Origin of the sequence: Micromonospora sp. NPDC049089 (assembly GCF_040648775.1) — a bacterium.
In the GTDB taxonomy this organism is placed as follows: domain Bacteria; phylum Actinomycetota; class Actinomycetes; order Mycobacteriales; family Micromonosporaceae; genus Micromonospora.
Genome location: NZ_JBEZEH010000026.1, coordinates 1 through 17,186, shown reverse-complemented (window position 1 = coordinate 17,186; position 17,186 = coordinate 1). Strand labels below are relative to the sequence as shown.

The window sequence follows — 17,186 nt, the reverse complement described above, 5'->3', positions numbered from 1 at the left end:
GGTGGATGAGCGAGGCGGACTGGGAGGCGCTGGCGCTGGATCAGCTCGGTGAGCTCGGGTGGGAGCCGGGTGCCGGGAAGGACTTCGCGCCAGGGTCGGGGCAGCGGCAGGCTTGGGCCGATCTGGTGCTCGTCGAGGACCTGCGTGCGGCGGTCGAGCGGCTCAACCCCGACCTGCCGCCTACGGCGGTCGCTGACGCGGTCCGGGCCGCCACCGACGTGGCCTCCCGAGAGGCGTTCGCCGAGAATCGGGCGGCACACGAGCGGCTGGTCCACGGCATCCGCTCCGTCACGTACACCGACGCGTTCGGTGCCGAGCACAACCCCACAGTGCGCCTGGTCGACCTGGACGACTTCAGTCGCAACGTCTACCGGGCGATCAGCCAGGTCACGATCGTCGACGGCGACTTCCGGCGCCGGTTCGACATCGTGCTGTACCTCAACGGTCTGCCGGTCGCGATCGTCGAGCTGAAGAACGCCGCCGACGAGAACGCCACCCTGACGGGCGCGCACGCCCAACTTCAGGCGTACCTCGCGGAGTTCCCGCTCGCCTTCCGGCACGCCGTTCTGTGCTTGGTCTCCGACGGGGTCACCGCGAAGTACGGCACCCCGTTCACCCCGTACGAGCATTTTGCGCCGTGGAACATCGACGACGAGGGCGAACGCGTCGACACGACCTCGCCGGACTACGACGGCCCGGAAGCCTTGATCGTCGCCCTCTACGGCCTGTTCAACCAGCGGCGTTTCCTGGAGCTCGCCAGCGGCTTCATCAACTTTACGTCGAAGGCAAAACGGATCGCGAAGGCCCACCAACACTTTGCGGTCATCCGGGCCGTCGAGTGCATCGTCCGGGCCTCGCAGCGCGACGGAAAGGCAGGCGTCGTCTGGCACACCCAGGGCTCCGGCAAGTCTGAGGAGATGGTGTGCACGGCGGCGATGACGGCCCGCCACCCCGCCCTGAAGAACCCGACCATCGTGGTGCTCACTGACCGCAACGACCTCGACGACCAACTGTTCGACACGTTCCTCGACAGCCAGACGCTGCTGGGCCAAGAGCCAGAGCAGGCCGAAACCCGCGCCGAACTGCGGAACAAGCTGTCGAACCGTAACGCCGGCGGCATCATCTTCACCACGTTGCAGAAGTTCGGCCGTACGAAGGAAGAGCGCGACGCCGGGAGGCCGCATCCGCTCCTCTCCGACCGCCGTAACATCCTGGTGATCGTCGACGAGGCGCACCGCAGCCATTACGACAGCCTGGACGGCTACGCCCGGCACCTACGCGATGCGCTGCCTCACGCCACGTTCATCGCCTTCACCGGCACCCCAATCGCCACCGCCGAGGTGAACACCCAGGCCGTCTTCGGCAACCACATTGACGTGTACGACCTCAAGCGTGCCGTCGACGACGAGGCGACGGTGCGGGTCTACCACGAGCCGCGGATCATTCCGGTGTCGCTGCCACCGGACATCGACCCCGAGAGCATCGACGAGCAGGTGGAGAAACTCACCGCCAGCCTGGACGACGCGGAGCGGCGTAAGGCCGAGGCGTACGCGGCCACAATGAACACCGTCTACGGCGCCCCCGATCGGGTCGAGACCCTTGCGAATGATCTCGTCGAGCACTGGGAGAAGCGGCGGGAGCTGATGCGGCCGCAGCTCGGCGGGCCGGGCAAGGCGATGCTGGTCTGCGCGACGCGGGAGATCTGCGTCCGCGTCTTCGACGCCCTCAAGGAGCTGCGGCCCGACTGGGCGGACCCCGCCGTCGACAGGGGCAAGATGAAGATCGTCTTCCATGGGGTGCCCAGCGACAAGGAGGTGCTGCGCCCGCACCACCTGCGCCCGTCGCAGCAGAAGACCATCCAGGCCCGCGCCAAGGACCCGGACGACGAGCTGGAGCTGCTGATCGTCCACTCGATGCTGCTCACCGGCTACGACGCGCCGCCGATCCACACCATCTACATGGACCGGTCGATGAAGGGCGCCAACCTGATGCAGGCGCTCGCCCGGGTCAACCGGCGGTTCCGGGAAAAGCAGGACGGCCTGCTGGTCGGCTACGCCCCGCTGACCGAGAACCTGCGCAAGGCGCTCACCGAATACACGCCCAGCGACCAGCAGGACCAGACCCTCGGCCGCGAGATCGAGCGTGCCATCAGTGAGGTGTACAACGAGATCTCCGTCCTCGAGGCCATGCTGACCCCGGTCAAGTGGCGGGAGACCTTGGCCGACGAGACGGACCCGACCCGCTGGCGGCGGGCAGTGAAGAAGGCCGCAAACTTTCTGCGCAACCCGCGAACCCCCGGCAACGACGTCGAACCCGGCACGAAGCCGCTGCACCGGCGTTTCCGTGATTCAGCGGGCCGGCTGGAACGGTTCTACACGCTCTGTGCGACCAGCCGCGACTTCGTCGACCGTGCCGGCGACATCCAGCGGATGCGCCGCGACATCCACTACTTCCGCGACGTCCGGGTCTGGATCGTCAAGGAGGAGGCCGCCGACCGGGAGGCCAAAGGCCTGCCCAACACGGCCGAGGTGGAACGCTACCTGGCTCAGCTCGCCGCCGAGGTGGTTGACGCCGCCGATATCACCGACATTTACGAGGAGGCGGGCCTCGGCAAGCTGGACATCACCGAGCTCAACGGGGTGGCGTTGGAGCGCCTGCAGAACTCGGAGACCCCGCACCTGGCGGCTGCAGCGCTGCGCCGGCTGATCGAGCGAAAGATGCGCGAGGTCACCAAGCACAACGTGGTGCGTCAGGAACGCTTCTCCGCCCTGCTCGAAGACCTGATGAACCGCTACATGCGCCAGCAGCTGACCAGCGCGCAGTTGATCGTCGAGCTGGTCGAGTTGGCCAAGCTGGTGTCCGCCGACGCCCGACGCGGCCAGCAGTTCGACCCTCCGCTCAACCACGCTGAACTGGCCTTCTACGACGCCGTCGCCCAGAACGGCGCCGCTACGGAGCTCATGGGCGTCGGCACCCTCGCAGAGATCGCCCGTGAGTTGGTGAAGTCGATCCAGTCATCGATCACAGTGGACTGGTTCTCCCGCGAGCCGGTACGTGCCAAACTCCGCAGCCACATCCGCCGGCTGCTGGCCCGCTACGACTACCCGCCGGACCACGAGCGCGCCGCCGTCGACCTGGTCATCCGCCAGATGGAAACCTTCGCCAACGAGTGGTCACCCGGAGCACCCCCGAGGTAGGGACATCGGCTCGGACGAAAGGAGGCGTCATGGGTCGACAGCTCGGGATCCTGTTCGCCGACGAGGCGTGCATCTCCTACTTGAGGGAGGTCGCCGATCGGCGAGCACGCGGAAGTGGAGAGGGTGAGTGCAGGGTTTCCTTCCCCGTGCGTTCGCGGGTCGGAGCTTCAGTGGTCCTGATCTCGTATCGGGGAGCCGTGCACTTCCTGTCGGGCGTCGAGGACGACAGCCAAGCCGACGACATCCGGTGGGCGTTCCGGCTGCGAGGCCTCACCGAACTCGAACGTCCGCTCGAGGTCAACCGTCTGCGGGCGGTACTTCGAAGGGACCAGCAACGCCCCCTGGATAAGCAGGGCAAGCTGACCGACAAGGCTACCGAGGCCGTGGTCGATGTTTTGTTGACCGAGAATCCCGGGCTTGAACCGGTGATCGGGGCACTGTTTGGTATCCGGGACATCGATCTACCGCCGCCCCACAGGGCGGCGCTGGCCGAGGAACGGGATAGCTTCGCCTCTCTGTGCGCGTTCACGGGCGCTCCCGACCTACTACGGGACGGAGGCTTCCTCACTGAGGAGGAGATTAGCGGCATCACCAGCCGCGACTCTTTTCTTCCTCCGATGCCTGGCGTCAGGCCAAGAGAAGACCCAATGGTCGAGCATGACGCGAGCACGTTTCTCGGCTGGACCCGTCAGAAGACCGACCGGCTGGCCGTTCGGAAGTTCAGCGACGGCCACGGGCGCACGCTGGAGATCATGAACGTCAACCGGTGGCCGATCGAGACCCGGCTCGGCACCGACCTCATTTATTACCACCAGCAACGACGCAGTTTCATCCTGGTTCAGTACAAGCGGATGGTCCCAGACGGTTCGTCCCTGCGTTGTCGTGTCGACGACCATTTTCGAAAACAACTCGACGTGATGCGGACCCTCGACAACAAGTGCGGACAGGGGGATCCCGGTGGAGATTACCGGATGGTTCCGACGCCCAGCTTCGTGAAGATCTGTCAGCTCGACACTTTGGATGTCGACAGCACCTCAATGATCTCTGGCATGTGCATGCCTCGTGAGCAGGTCGAAAAGCATCTCGCGCGCCCAGATGCCCCCAAGTACTTGGACCCCCACACGGTCAGGGACTATCTGACCAGCACCCTATTCGCTCAGTTAGTGGCGTTGGGTTGCGTCGGCACCAGTGGTTCCGCCACGGAACTCGTCGCGCGGGAGATCGAGCTGTCGTTGCAGCACGGGAAGTCCGTCAGCGTCGGCGTTTTCAGCGACGAATCCGGACGGCGTCCTTCGTGGCGCACGCCCGCGCGGAGGTCCTCCCCGCGGAACCGTGCAGCAGCCGGAGGGCAGGACGGTCAACAGGGGTTGCTGTGGGAGTGGCCGCTTGATCAATAGGTAGCCCGCAGCTGCGCCAACTGCCCGAGGGTCGCCAGGCCCGGCCGGGGCGACGCTAGCCGCCGCATAAGGGCCTGGCGCGACCTCAAGCTGTCGGCTACTCCAGGAGACGCGCACGATTCAGTTGGCACCGGGCGAGCTGGACGCGGGAGAGTGCCGCTTCAACCGCGAACAGCAAGGCGTCGTCGTGACCGCCGAGTTCGTCGACGGCTCGGGCGATCCATGCGGCTTCCGACGGAAGCGTATCGATCTCGGACCGAAGGAAACGTCGCCCCAGTCGGCCTCCGCCGCACGGTCGCGGAGCTCGTCGATCACCTGCCGCTGAATGTACTCGTCGCCGTGCAGCGGCTCCTCGTCGAGGTGATGCAGGCGGACTCTCCTCGCCGAGCTGTTCAGGGGCTGCCCACGGGCTAGATGTGCTGTCCAGGGAGGTTGGTTGAGGTTGTGTGACGACACGGTTTGATGTCGTAGGTAGGTGAAGGCCTCCGGTTGTGGAGTGGAGCTGTCGAGGAACCGCTCCGCCAACCAGGAGGCCTTCATGTCCCACGCTAACGCTGCTCTGACCCCTCGTGCACGTCTGCGCCTGGCGCGTCTGATCGTGGATGAGGAGTGGTCGGTCGCTGCGGCGGCGCGTCGTTACGAAGTGTCCTGGCGCACCGCGGACCGGTGGGCGCAGCGATATCGGCAGCAGGGCGTCGAGGGCATGCAGGACCGTGCGTCGCGGCCGCACCGGAGTCCGGCTCGAACTCCGCGTCCGCTGGTGCGCAAGATTGTGCACCTGCGGTGGAAACAACGCCTCGAACCCGTGCAGATTGGCGGACTGCTGGGCATGCCGGCCTCGACCGTGCACGCGGTGCTGACCCGCTGCCGGCTGCATCGGCTGTCACACATCGACCGGATCACCGGGGAACCGGTGCGCCGCTATGAGCACCCGCATCCGGGCGCGATGCTGCACGTGGATGTCACCAAGTACGGCAACATTCCCGACGGCGGCGGCTGGCGTTTCGTCGGCCGCCAGCAAGGCAAGCGCAACCGCCAGGCCACCGCTGGGCGCACCGGGGCACGCAACAGCGTTTACGGACCTCAGATAGGTACCGCGTTCGTGCACACGGTCATCGATGATCACTCCCGGGTCGCCTACGCCGAGATCCGTGACGACGAGAAAGCCATGACGGCTATCGAGGTGTTACGCAATGCCGTTGGCTGGTTCGCCGCCCGCGGCGTCACGGTCGAACGCGTCCTGTCCGACAACGGCTCGGCCTACAAGTCGCATGCCTGGCGTGACGCCTGCGCCGAGCTGGGGATCACGCCGAAGAAGACCCGCCCCTACCGGCCACAGACCAACGGCAAGGTCGAACGGTTCCACCGGACCCTGACCGACGGCTGGGCCATCGCCCGGCTCTACAGCTGCGAACAAGCTCGCAGGAAAGCCTTGCCGGCCTTCCTACATCACTACAATCACCACCGACCCCACACCGCCACCGGCGGCCTACCACCCATCACCAGGTTGACCGACGTCCCTGGACAGCACAGCTAGAACGAGCATGCCTGCGCAATCAATCCGGCGAGGAGGCGACGTGGCCGCCGAGATTCCGCTCGATCGCCGATAGTTGGGCGCGGTGCTCGCCATCAGCCAGTCGAGGGCCTCCCCGTGAACAGTCGACGACTGCGGTCGATCTGACAAGGCTGTGGGAAGCCGGCATACCGGTGGCACCACGTGGTGACGACGGACGCCCCTCCCGGCCAGTATGGCGATCTCGGGCAACGTAACGAGGCCGACGCTCGCTTCAAGCACATCTGCACCTCCATGCTCCGAGATTCCACAGAATCCGTCGAAAATGGACGCCCGAGGGTAGCTGCGCAGCCGTTTGTTGGTAACCCGGGTTATCAGCGCTTCGACGCCCAACGGCTGGACTCCAGGTCAAGGCTCCTGCTGTGATTCATGGGCGTCGACGAAGCGCCGATCCGGCGAGTCGACCAGCAATCCCCTTCTTTCGACAGGAGTTCCACCATGCGCAAGATCGCTACCCTCGGCCTGCTCGCCACCGGCCTCATCGCGCTCGGCTGCGGTGCCGGCACCACCGATGACGCGACCAGCAAGGCCGACGCTGGCGGCGCCAAGGGTGACGACAAGCCGAAGACCGCGAAGGTCGGTGAGCCGGCCCGGGACGGGAAGTTCGAGTTCACGGTGAAGTCGTCCAAGTGCGGCGTCGCCAAGATCGGCAGCGACATGCTCGGCCAGAAGGCGCAGGGCCAGTTCTGCCTGGTCACGGTCAACGTGAAGAACATCGGCAAGGAAGCGCAGATGTTCGACGGCAGCAGCCAGAAGGCCTACGCGGCCGACGGTACCGAGTACTCCGCCGACACCGGCGCGGCGATCTACGCGAACAAGAACGCCGAGACGTTCCTCAACGACATCAACCCCGGCAACCAGGTCAACGGCGTCGTGGTCTTCGACATCCCCAAGAACGTCAAGCTCACCAAGCTCGAGCTGCACGACTCGATGTTCTCCGGCGGCGTCACCGTCGCCCTGAGCTGACCCCTCGCGCCGAGGGCGGGACCCGCGAAGCCCGTCCTCGGCGTACCCCTTCCCCGCACCACCGCCACCCCGATTCTCAACGCGAGGAGATCGACGTGCGCCGTGCGAGCCAGCCGACCACGACCAGGCCCACCACGACCAGACCGACCAACCGCCGTGTCGTCCGCAAGGACGTCACCCGTCCGCCGTACGAAGCACCCACCCTCTTCGACCTCGACCTGCCCGAGCGACCGGAGGGCACCTATCTGACGTCGGTCTACCAGCTCGAACGGGTGACGCCGACCATCGAGGGATTGCATGACGCGGTCAACCACCGCTACGTGCGACAGCACGATTTCCTGGTCGAGGAGCGCCTGGTCGCCGGTGCACCGGCGCTGCTGGTGCACGGGACAGTGCCGCGCCAGCGAGCCGACTGGTGCGATGTGCTCGCCTCGCTGACCGGGGAGGAAACCGACCTGGGGTTCAGCAGTGGCGGTGCCGCGTTGCTCGTCGCGGTCGACGACAACGTCTACGCCCTCACCTACGGCACCGTCGGCCGTCACATGGTCGATCTGGACCTCGCCAACCCAGGCTTCGGGATCGGCTTCGCGGTGCGGTCGCTCGCCCCCGACGAGATCAAGCAGGTACGCCGGCGGGTGTTTGGCACCACCGGCCGGGTCGACCGCAACATGGTCCCGGGCGGTCAGCACATCCGGATGTACGGCATCGACAAGTGGGGCGAGATCGTCGGCCAGGTCTGCGGGCGGACGTTCAACCCGAACCTGACCGTCTGCCGTTCCACGGGTAAGGCCACCCCGGTCGAGGGCAGCGACACCCTGCGCATCCACCTCGGCGTCGAGCCCGCGAGCCTGCTCGCCGACCTGCGGGAGATCGATCGGGTCCGCAAGCAGGAAGCACCCTTCGCTGACCTGGAGTTCATCACCCAGATCCGTCCGGTGCCGGCCACGGACCCTCGGCTGTCGACGGTGGAGGAGCAGCTGGACCGGCTGCTCCGGTTGCCGGATCCGGCGGAGGTCGGGCTGGCCGTACCGGGCCGGGTCTTCAGCGTGATCGAGCGGGTCCAGTCGTACAGGCTTCGAATGCCGAAGTCCGGCCTCGCTCCTGCGCGCCTGCCCGAACTCACGTTGGCGGACGTCCTCGCCCAGACCGAGGGCGTCCCGGACGGCGAGCGGTGGACGTCGCTCTGCAACGGACGCGTCACCCTCTACGCGGATGCAGCCGGTGCGGAGGAGATCGGCTCCACGGCAGTGTCGCGATGGATCACCGCGCAGCTCGCGCACGGTGAGAGTCAGCTTCTGCTGCACGAGGGCGGCTGGTACGAGATCGGCGACCAACACCGCAAATTCCTCCGCGACGAGATCGAGCAGATCCTGGCCAGGCCGGCCAGCTTCGCACTCCCGGCCTGGACCGCTGACCTGACGGACGAGGCGAAGTACAACGTCCACGCCGCGGATGTCTGCGGCCTGACCCTGCTGGACCGTCGGCTGCTGCGGACGAGTCAGCACCCGCGCGGTATCGAGGCTTGCGACCTGCTCGGGCCCGGCGACGAGCTGATCCACGTCAAGCGCGCGACGGGCAGCTCGGCGCTGAGCCACCTCTTCGCGCAGGGCGCGGTGTCGGTCGACGCGCTGCGGTACGAGGCTGACGCCCGCAAGGCGCTGGTCGACATGGTCGACCGGCAGCCGTCCGGGCGGATCGTCGACCTGACCTTCCAGCCCCGCAAGGTCATCTACGCGATCGCCCTCGGCTCCGGCAAGCCGCTCACCGTGAAGTCGCTCTTCACCTTCGCCCAGGTCGCGCTTTACCGGGCGATGAAGTCCCTGCGCAACGAGGGCGTCGAGGTCGAGGTCGTCGGCATCCCGTCCGCCTGATCCGTCCACGACATCAGCTCCACAGCATCCCGCTCAACAAGGAGAGAACCATGACCGAGCCCCACCACCAGCAGGACCCGTCGGCCGAGCCTCCGGCTCAGCCCGAGACCGTGGGCGCAACGAGCCCGCAGGCCGTCGTCCGAAAAAGGTCCCAGGTCCGGTGGGTCATCGCCGGTGCTGCCGTTCTGGTGCTGCTGCTCTGCTTCGGCGGCTGCGGCGTGCTGCTGGCGACGACGAACGGTGAGGAGTCGCCCGACCAGGGCAAGGCCACCCCCACCGCCGCATCCCAGTCGCGCCCCAGCACGTCCGCCCCGACCAGTGCTGCGGCGCCGACCACCGCGCCCGCGACGACGCCGCCGCCCGCACCCGTCTACGACACCCCGACGAAGGGCGACTTCAAGCTCAAGGTCAAGACCCTGCGGAAGCGGTGCTTTGGTAGCGCCGGCTGCAACATCACCTACCGGATTGACGTCACCTACACCGGCGATGGCCTCGACCCGTCCAGCACCTACGAGGTGACGTACGAGGTCAAGGGCGCGGAGGACCCGGTCATCAACACCTTCGAGGTGACCGGCGACTCCGCCTCCGTTCAGCAGGAGGAGACGGCCAGCACGAAGCGCTCCGGCGACAAGCTGACCGCGGTCGTGACCGACGTGTTGGAGCTGTGAGAGCTCAGTGAACCTGTCCCCATCACTAGACGTCAGGAGGCGTCGTGCGCCCCGATGAGTTCCTCCGCGCCCTGACCCAGCTCCACCCGCCCCTGCACGACCGCGTCCTCATCCTCCGCCCCTACACCCGCGCCACCCGTTGCGACGACTGCCAGGGCATCGGTGACGCGGTCCACCTCGCCCTCACCGCCGCCCACTACGACGAGCTGGCCTCCGCCGCCGAGCTGCTCGACACCGCCGAGCGCCTCGCCACCGCGCACACCGAACACTCGGGGCGCAAGGCGGACTGCCTGCCGCTTCCCGACCAGGACCGTGGGCGCGGCCGGGTGCTGCGCTGGGCGCAGGCGTCCGGTCCGCTGGTGGCGGCGACCGACGCCAGCTGGAAGGGCCGCGCTGGCGGCATCGGGTACGTGGTCAGCGACGGTCACTACGGTCTGCTCGGGCGGGGCACCGGCCGGCTCGACCCGACCGGCAGGTCCCGGGTGCTCGTCGACGAACTGCGCGCGGTCGACTATCTGCTCACCGGGTATGACGAGGTGCCAGCGGGCATGACCGTACTGCTGGACAGCCTGACGGCCGTGCGGTACCTGCACCGCTGGCAGGCCGGCGAGACCGACGCGATGCCCGCTGGCTACAGCCTGCGGCAGCGCCGCTGGTCCGACAAGCCGACCCTGGTCCGGCTCGCCGACCATGTGGCCCACCGCCCCGACCTGACGTTCGCGCACGTCAAGGGGCACAGCGGCCACGCCCTCAACGAGGCCGCCGACGGCCTGTCGCACATGGCGCGCCGCCGGCGGGAGGAGTCCTTCGACCTGCGTCCTCGAGCGCACGCCCTGGTCGACGCGTTCCTGCGCGACTGGCACGCGAACGCCACGCTCTGACCGCGCGACCGCGGTAGTCCGCACTTCCACCGCTCACCCCGGGCGGGCCGACGAGCCGTCGGCCCGCGGACACCACACGCCTGGAGACGACAATGACCCAGCCCGCACAGACCACCGCCCCGCTGATCGAGCTGATCTTCGACCGACTGGCCGCCGCTGACGACGTACCGACCGAGACCGCCGAACTCGTCCTCGCCGCCCTCGCCGGCGAGGAGGACCTGACCGCCGCGCTCGCCGGTACTCCCACCCGGCTCGACCCCCGCTCCCCCGCCGACGACGGTCCGGCGGAACGGATCTGGTTGAAGTCGGTGACCGTCGCCGGGTTCCGTGGCGTCGGCCCGGAACGGACCATCCAGATCGGCCCCGGACCGGGTTTCACACTGGTCGTCGGCCGCAACGGTTCCGGCAAGTCCAGCTTCGCCGAGGCCGCCGAACTCGCCCTCACCGGGGACAGCGCCCGGTGGGCCGACAAGACCAGCGTCTGGCGTACGGGGTGGCGCAACCTGCACAACCCGGACCCGTGCTGGGTGGATGTGGAGCTGCGCGTCGACGGGGTGGCCACGCCGACCCGGGTGCACAGGGCCTGGCCGGTCGGTGCCGAACTGGCCGACGCCGAGGTGACCGTCACCAGTGCTCAGGGCCGGCACGCGGACCTCTCCGAGCTGGGTCTGGCCCGCTCGCTGGAGCTGTACCGGCCGTTCCTCACCGCGGCCGAGCTGGGCAAGCTCGCCGCCGGCACGCAGAGTCAGCTCTTCGACGCGCTCTTCGCGATCCTCGGGCTGGACGCGCTCACCGACGCCGACCAGCGTCTGCTGCGCGCCGCCCGGCCGCACGACACGGCAATCAAGGGGGTACGCGCACAGCGCGCCACCCTGGTCGCCACGCTCGGCGGGATCGCCGACGACCGGGCCCGGCGGGCCGCCGTGCTGCTGCGTGGCCGGGGCGCGGTCGACCTCGACGCGGTGACGGCGATCCTCGACGAGCCGGACGAGGCGACCACCGACCGGGAGGTGCTGCTCTGTCGGGAGCTCGCCGCCCTCGCCCCGCCGCCGGTCGACGAGGTGACCCGGCTGGCCGGTCAGCTGCGGGACGCGACGGTCGAGGCCCGGCGGTACGACGGTGGCCGGTCCCGGGCCGCACTGCGTAGCGCCGAGCTGCTCCGCCTCGCCCTCGAACATCACGAGGACGAGGGCGACGGGTCGTGCCCGGTCTGCGTCACCGGCACCCTCGACGGTGGTTGGCGTGCCGCCGCCGCACAGTCGCTCGGCGAGCTTCGGCAGCGCAGCGTCGCCGCCCAGACGGCGACAACCCGGCTGACGGCTCTGCTGCGGCAGACGCACCACCTGATCGACGACCTCGTCGTGCCCGAGGGCCCCGGGTCGGAGCCGACGGCCGGGGTGCTGTGTGACGCCGTTGCCGCGCTGCGGCGCGTACCCGGGGAGCCGGCCGAGTTGGCCGACCACCTGGCCGCGCGGTACCCGGCGGTGGTGGCGGCGGTCGACGCGGCCCGCGCGTACGCCGAGGGGTTTCTGCGGCAGCGCGACACCGGCTGGCGGGCGGCGGCGGCCGACGTGCGCGAGTGGGTGGCCGCAGCCGGCGGGCTGCCGGCGCGGGAGGCGACAGTGGCCCGGTTGAAGGCCGCGCGCGCCTGGCTGAAGGACGCCGGTGCGCAGATCCGCAACGAGCGGGTCGCGCCGTTCGCCGGGCATTCGCAGCAAATTTGGGCGCAGCTGCGGCAGGAGAGCAACGTCGAGTTGGGTGCGATGACGTTGGAGGGCGCGAACACCCGGCGGCGGGTGGTCTTCCCGGTCAGCGTGGACGGCGCCGACAACGGCACGGCGCTGGGTGTGATGAGTCAGGGTGAGATGCAGGCGCTCGGGCTGGCGACGTTCCTGCCCCGCAGCTGCGCCCCGGAGAGCCCGTTCCGGTTCATCGTGGTCGACGACCCGGTGCAGAGCATGGATCCGTCGAAGGTGGACGGTCTCGCGCGGGTGCTCGCCGAGCTGGCCGAGCAGCGGCAGGTGGTCGTCTTCACCCATGACACCCGGCTGCCGGACGCGGTCCGCCGACTCGATCTCGGCAAGGCGCGGATCATCGAGGTGACCCGCGCGGAGAAGTCGGTGGTGACGCTGCGGCCCGGCTCCGACCCGGTGACCCGCTACCTGGACGACGCGTACGCGTTGGCGCGCAACGAGGAGATCCCCGCCGAGGTGCGCGGGCCGGTGGTCGCGGAGCTGTGCCGCTCTGCGGTCGAAGCGGCCTGTCACCGCTCGGTCTGGCGGAACCGGGTGGCGCGGGGTGTCCGGCACGCCGACATCGAGGCGGCCATCGAGGACGCGTCGCGTCGAGTCGCCACCATCGTCGCCCTTGCGGTGTTCGACGACGCCGAGAAGGGCGGCGAGGTGCTCGGCTGGCTGGGCCGCCGGCACGGACGACGTGCGGTGAACGCGTACCAGGCGTGTCGGGATGGTGTGCACGGCGCGTACCTGGCGGACCTGCCCGGCCTGGTCGCGGACGCCCGCCTCCTCGCGGCGGCGCTGTCGTGACCGCGCCGACGCCACAGCGCTGCCTGGCGGCGGCCGACCAGTTGCTGCGCGGCACCGGTCTGCTCGGTGCTGCGGCGATCACTGCGGGCTGGTGGCCGCGGGCGTGCGCCTGCCTGATCCGGCTCGCCCTCGAAGGCGGCATCGACGCCTACTGGCAGCGGGTCAAGCCGACCGTGGCGGAGTGCCGGCAGGGCCGCGCGAAGCAGTTGATGCTGCGCGGCCGGCTCGGCCCGGGCCGCGAAACCGCTCGTCGGGTGGCGTTCGCCTGGGCGACGCTCTCCGCCGCCACGCACCACCACTGCTACGAGCTGGCCCCCACGGCAGCAGAGCTGCGTCGCCTGCACACCGAGGTGAGCACCCTGCTCGCGCGACTTGAGCCGACCGTGGACACCAGAAAGTGACCCCGTCCCGCTGCCAACTCGTCACGGGACGTCTGGGCGAGCAGGTCAGCGCGACAGCTCCAGTGGCTTATGGTGAGAAACCGGACACCCGGTGGGCTGGTGTCCGGTCCGGGCCGTGGGATTCACGCTGTTCAGCCGGAGGGTGACCGATGACCGCGAACGCCCGCGACGTCGACGACTGCTGAGATGGACTGGGCCGGATGGGCGTTGTTCGGGTTGGTCGCCACCGCGGCGCTCACCGCGGCGATGATCACCGCTCAACTGGCCGGTCTCACACGGCTCGACATCCCCCTGGTGCTGGGGGCCTTCGTCACGGAGGACCCCGACCGGGCCCGGGTCGTCGGGTTCTTCCTCCACCTCTGCACCGGTCAGGGTTTCGCCCTGGGTTACGCGGCCACCTTCGCGCTGCTGCACCGGGCGGACTGGTGGATCGGGGCGCTGCTCGGGATTGTGCACGTCGGGATCGCGCTGACGGTGATTCTGCCGCTGCTTCCCGGTGTCCATCCGCGCATGGCCTCGCAACGGGCGGGACCGGCCAGCACGGCGGTGTTGGAGCCGCCCGGGCTGTTCGCTCTCAACTACGGCATCCAGACCCCGCTGGTCACGGCTGTCGTCCACGTCGTCTACGGGGTTTGTCTCGGGCTGCTCCTGCAGGCCAGGTGACCGGTGCCCGCCTGCCGTCCCGGCCTGACACGGGCTGCTCCTCGGCGTGGCGCATCGAGGAGCGGTCTCCATGACCGGTGGGCCACCGATCAGCGACTACGGTCTGCTGGGCGACACGCGCGCCGCCGCCCTGGTCGCGAGTGACGGCGCGATGGACTGGTTCTGCGTTCCACGCTTCGACGGCGATCCTCTGTTCGGCCGACTGGTCGGGGGCCCGGACGCCGGAACGTTCCGGGTTGGCCCGGCCGGGCCGGCAACCGTCGTTGAACGCCGTTACCGGCAGCACACCGCCACCCTGGAGACCACCTGGGCGACGGGCGGCGGGCGGCTCCGCCTCACCGAGGCGATGGTGGCCGAGGTCAGCGGTCGCCTGCTGCCCACGACACTGATCGTGCGACGGCTGTCGGCCGAGCAGGCAGCGGTCGAGGCGGTGGTGGAATTCGATCCCCGCCTTGGCGCGCAGCACCACCGGCCCCGAGCACAGCACCGGCGCCGAGGGCTCGTCTGTGAGTGGGGGGCGTTGGCGGTCGCGCTGGACAGCACGCCCACGTTCAGATGTGAACCGGGTCGGCCCACCTCGTTCACGGTCAGGCCGGGACACCCGGTCACAGTCGTCCTGGCTGTGGCCCACCGCGAGCCGATGATCCACGTCGACCCGACAGCCGCCTGGGAACTGCTCGTCGAGGACGAGGCCCGTTGGCGGGCCTGGACCGCGGAGATCGACGAGCGGTTGCCGTTCCGGGAACACGTCGCACGCAGTCTGCTCACCTTGCGGCTGCTGACCTACTCGCCCTCGGGGGCGCCGGTGGCCGCACCCACCACGTCACTGCCCGAGGATCCCGGCGGTGTACGGAACTGGGACTACCGCTATGTCTGGCCCCGCGACGCGAGCATCGGTGTCGGCGCCTTCCTCAGCGTCGGCAAGACCGACGAGGCGCGCGGTTTCCTCGCCTGGCTGTTGCATGCCACCCGGTTGCAACGGCCACGCCTTCCGGCGCTGCTCACCCTGCACGGCCGGCGCGTTCCAGCGGAACGTGAACTGGCCGGTTGGCCCGGCTACCTCAACAGCGTTCCGGTACGGATGGGTAACGGCGCCGCCGGTCAACACCAGCTCGACGGCTACGGGTGGGTGGTCGACGCCGCCTGGGTGTTCGCTCAGGCCGGGCACCGCCTCCCCGCCGAGACGTGGCGGGCGGTTCGCGGTTTCGCTGACGTGGTCGCCGGTCGCTGGCGGGAGCCCGATGCCGGTGTCTGGGAGGTACGGGAGCCGGCCCACCATGTCCACTCCAAGCTCATGGGCTGGCTCGCCCTGGACCGCGCCCTGGCCATCGCCGGCACACATCCCCTGCCAGAGCGTCAACGTCGACGCTGGCAGGACGCCCGGGACGCCATCGCCGCCGACGTCCGGACGCGAGGCTTCGACCCGACGGCGGGCAGCTACGTCCGCACCTACGGCTCTCCGGATCTCGACGCGGCCCTGCTCGTCCTGCCGCTGCTCGACATGGACCGGACCGATTCACCCCGGGTTCGGGGCACCATCGACGCCATCTGGAACAGGCTCTCCGCAGGCGGTCCGCTGCTCTACCGCTACCCGCCCGGGCGGGACGGGCTGCCCGGCACCGAGGGCGCGTTCCTGCCCTGCTCGTTCTGGCTCGTTCAGGCCCTCGCCCGCACCGGGCGTCGCCGCGAGGCCGTCGAGCTGTTCGAGGCCATGCTCGACCACGCCAGCCCACTCGGCCTCTACCCGGAAGAGGTGGACCCGGCGACGGGTGCCCACCTCGGCAACTATCCCCAGACGCTGACCCACGCCGCGCTGATCCAGGCCGCGCTCGCCATCCGGGACGCCCCCACGCGGGTAGGGTTCCGATCATGACGATTCCGCACCTGACGGCTGCTGACGGCACGGCTCTGCCGGCGATCGGGCTGGGTACGTACAAGCTGAACGGCTCGGCGGGTGTCGACGCGATCGGTCAGGCGATCCGGACGGGCTACCGGTTGATCGACTCGGCGGTGAACTACGAGAACGAGGGCGCTGTCGGCCGGGCCGCCCGGTCGGCCGGTGACGTGCGGGACGAGCTGGTCGTCACCTCGAAGCTGCCGGGTCGGCACCACCGCTACGACGAGGCGCTGACCACCATCGAGGAAAGTGTGTTCCGCACCGGCCTCGACCGGGTCGACCTGTACCTGATCCACTGGCCGAACCCCAAGGAAGACCTGTACGTGCAGGCGTGGCGGGCGCTGATCGAGGCGCGTGAGCGTGGCCTGGTGCGGCACATCGGGCTCTCCAACTTCCTGCCGGAGCACATCGAGCGGCTGGTGGCCGAGACCGGGGTCGCCCCAGTGGTCAACCAGATCGAGGTGCACCCGTACTTTCCGCAGCAGGAGGCGATCGACTACCACCGGGAGCACGGCATCCTGGTGCAGGGGTGGAGCCCGCTCGGCCACGGCAATGACCTCCAGCAGCACCCCGTCGTCGTGGAGATCGCGACCGCGCACGGCGTCAGCCCGGCGCAGACGATCCTCGCCTGGCACGTGGCCCGTCAGGTGATTCCGCTGCCCAAGGCCGCCTCGCCGCAGCGGCAGGCCGAGAACCTGGACGTCTTCGGTATCGCGCTCACCGACGCGCAGGTCGAGGCCATCACCGCGCTGGGCCGCCCGGACGGGCGGCTCTCGGACCAGGACCCCGCGGTGTACGAGGAGTTCTGACGGGCCCGCCCCACGATGCTGACGTACCTCCGGCGGGTGCCGTAGCCGGCCGGCGACCAGGCCGGCGGCGGCATCCACGAGGCCGCGCCGGGCTCGTCAGGCCGCCACCGCGGTGGCCGATTCCTGCAACGGGCCGGCGAAGTGGCACGCCGCGGCGTGCCCGTCGCCCACCTGGCGCAGCGGCGGGGTCGTGGTGGCGCAGACGTCCTCGGCCTTCCAGCAGCGGCTGCGGAACCGGCAGCCGGTCGGCGGGTCCATCGGGCCCGGCACGTCGCCGGCCAGCCGAATCCGAGTCTTCGGCGCCCCGCCGCGCACGA

General features: G+C 69.3%; 13 protein-coding genes. 12 read left to right on the top strand and 1 reads right to left on the bottom strand.

The genetic code is table 11. The features are described 5' to 3' along the window. The first annotated feature begins 5 nt into the window (after positions 1 to 5). From AB0B48_RS07160 to AB0B48_RS07105, 12 genes are all read left to right on the top strand, one after another. A complete protein-coding gene (locus tag AB0B48_RS07160) occupies positions 6 to 3,197 on the top strand; it encodes a type I restriction endonuclease subunit R (protein ID WP_357197173.1) in 3,192 nt (1,063 codons plus the stop codon). A 29-nt stretch (positions 3,198 to 3,226) separates the two neighbouring features. After that, positions 3,227 to 4,594, top strand: coding sequence for a hypothetical protein (locus tag AB0B48_RS07155; RefSeq protein ID WP_357197170.1), 1,368 nt, complete (start codon positions 3,227 to 3,229; stop codon positions 4,592 to 4,594). Between the two features lie 538 nt (positions 4,595 to 5,132). Beyond that, complete coding sequence (locus tag AB0B48_RS07150; RefSeq protein ID WP_357197167.1) at positions 5,133 to 6,131, top strand: IS481 family transposase; 999 nt, start codon at positions 5,133 to 5,135, stop codon at positions 6,129 to 6,131. Positions 6,132 to 6,605: 474 nt separating this feature from the next. Beyond that, positions 6,606 to 7,133 carry a DUF4352 domain-containing protein gene (locus AB0B48_RS07145; RefSeq protein ID WP_357197164.1) on the top strand — a complete coding sequence of 176 codons (528 nt, stop codon included), beginning with the start codon at positions 6,606 to 6,608 and terminating at the stop codon, positions 7,131 to 7,133. Positions 7,134 to 7,228: 95 nt separating this feature from the next. Further along, positions 7,229 to 9,004 carry a DUF6119 family protein gene (locus AB0B48_RS07140; protein WP_357197162.1) on the top strand — a complete coding sequence of 592 codons (1,776 nt, stop codon included), beginning with the start codon at positions 7,229 to 7,231 and terminating at the stop codon, positions 9,002 to 9,004. Between the two features lie 50 nt (positions 9,005 to 9,054). After that, positions 9,055 to 9,672 carry a hypothetical protein gene (locus tag AB0B48_RS07135; protein ID WP_357197159.1) on the top strand — a complete coding sequence of 206 codons (618 nt, stop codon included), beginning with the start codon at positions 9,055 to 9,057 and terminating at the stop codon, positions 9,670 to 9,672. A gap of 44 nt (positions 9,673 to 9,716) precedes the next feature. Further along, positions 9,717 to 10,553 carry an RNase H family protein gene (locus AB0B48_RS07130; protein ID WP_357197156.1) on the top strand — a complete coding sequence of 279 codons (837 nt, stop codon included), beginning with the start codon at positions 9,717 to 9,719 and terminating at the stop codon, positions 10,551 to 10,553. Positions 10,554 to 10,645: 92 nt separating this feature from the next. Continuing rightward, positions 10,646 to 13,099, top strand: coding sequence for an AAA family ATPase (locus AB0B48_RS07125; RefSeq protein WP_357197153.1), 2,454 nt, complete (start codon positions 10,646 to 10,648; stop codon positions 13,097 to 13,099). Continuing rightward, positions 13,096 to 13,500 carry a hypothetical protein gene (locus tag AB0B48_RS07120; protein WP_357197150.1) on the top strand — a complete coding sequence of 135 codons (405 nt, stop codon included), beginning with the start codon at positions 13,096 to 13,098 and terminating at the stop codon, positions 13,498 to 13,500. Before AB0B48_RS07125 ends, AB0B48_RS07120 begins: the two co-directional genes overlap by 4 nt. Positions 13,501 to 13,686: 186 nt before the next feature. Continuing rightward, complete coding sequence (locus AB0B48_RS07115; RefSeq protein WP_357197147.1) at positions 13,687 to 14,163, top strand: hypothetical protein; 477 nt, start codon at positions 13,687 to 13,689, stop codon at positions 14,161 to 14,163. A 70-nt stretch (positions 14,164 to 14,233) separates the two neighbouring features. After that, positions 14,234 to 16,036, top strand: a complete 1,803-nt coding sequence (locus AB0B48_RS07110) for a glycoside hydrolase family 15 protein (RefSeq protein ID WP_357197144.1) — start codon at positions 14,234 to 14,236, stop codon at positions 16,034 to 16,036. Then, entirely contained in the window at positions 16,033 to 16,869 is an 837-nt protein-coding gene (locus AB0B48_RS07105) for an aldo/keto reductase (protein ID WP_357197141.1), read from the top strand. The genes AB0B48_RS07110 and AB0B48_RS07105 overlap by 4 nt, the downstream gene beginning before the upstream one ends. A 96-nt stretch (positions 16,870 to 16,965) precedes the next feature. On the opposite strand, the gene AB0B48_RS07100 is transcribed toward AB0B48_RS07105, so the two are convergent. Further along, the coding region (locus AB0B48_RS07100) for an oligopeptide/dipeptide ABC transporter ATP-binding protein (protein WP_357197138.1) at positions 16,966 to 17,186 on the bottom strand (221 nt) is incomplete at its 5' end.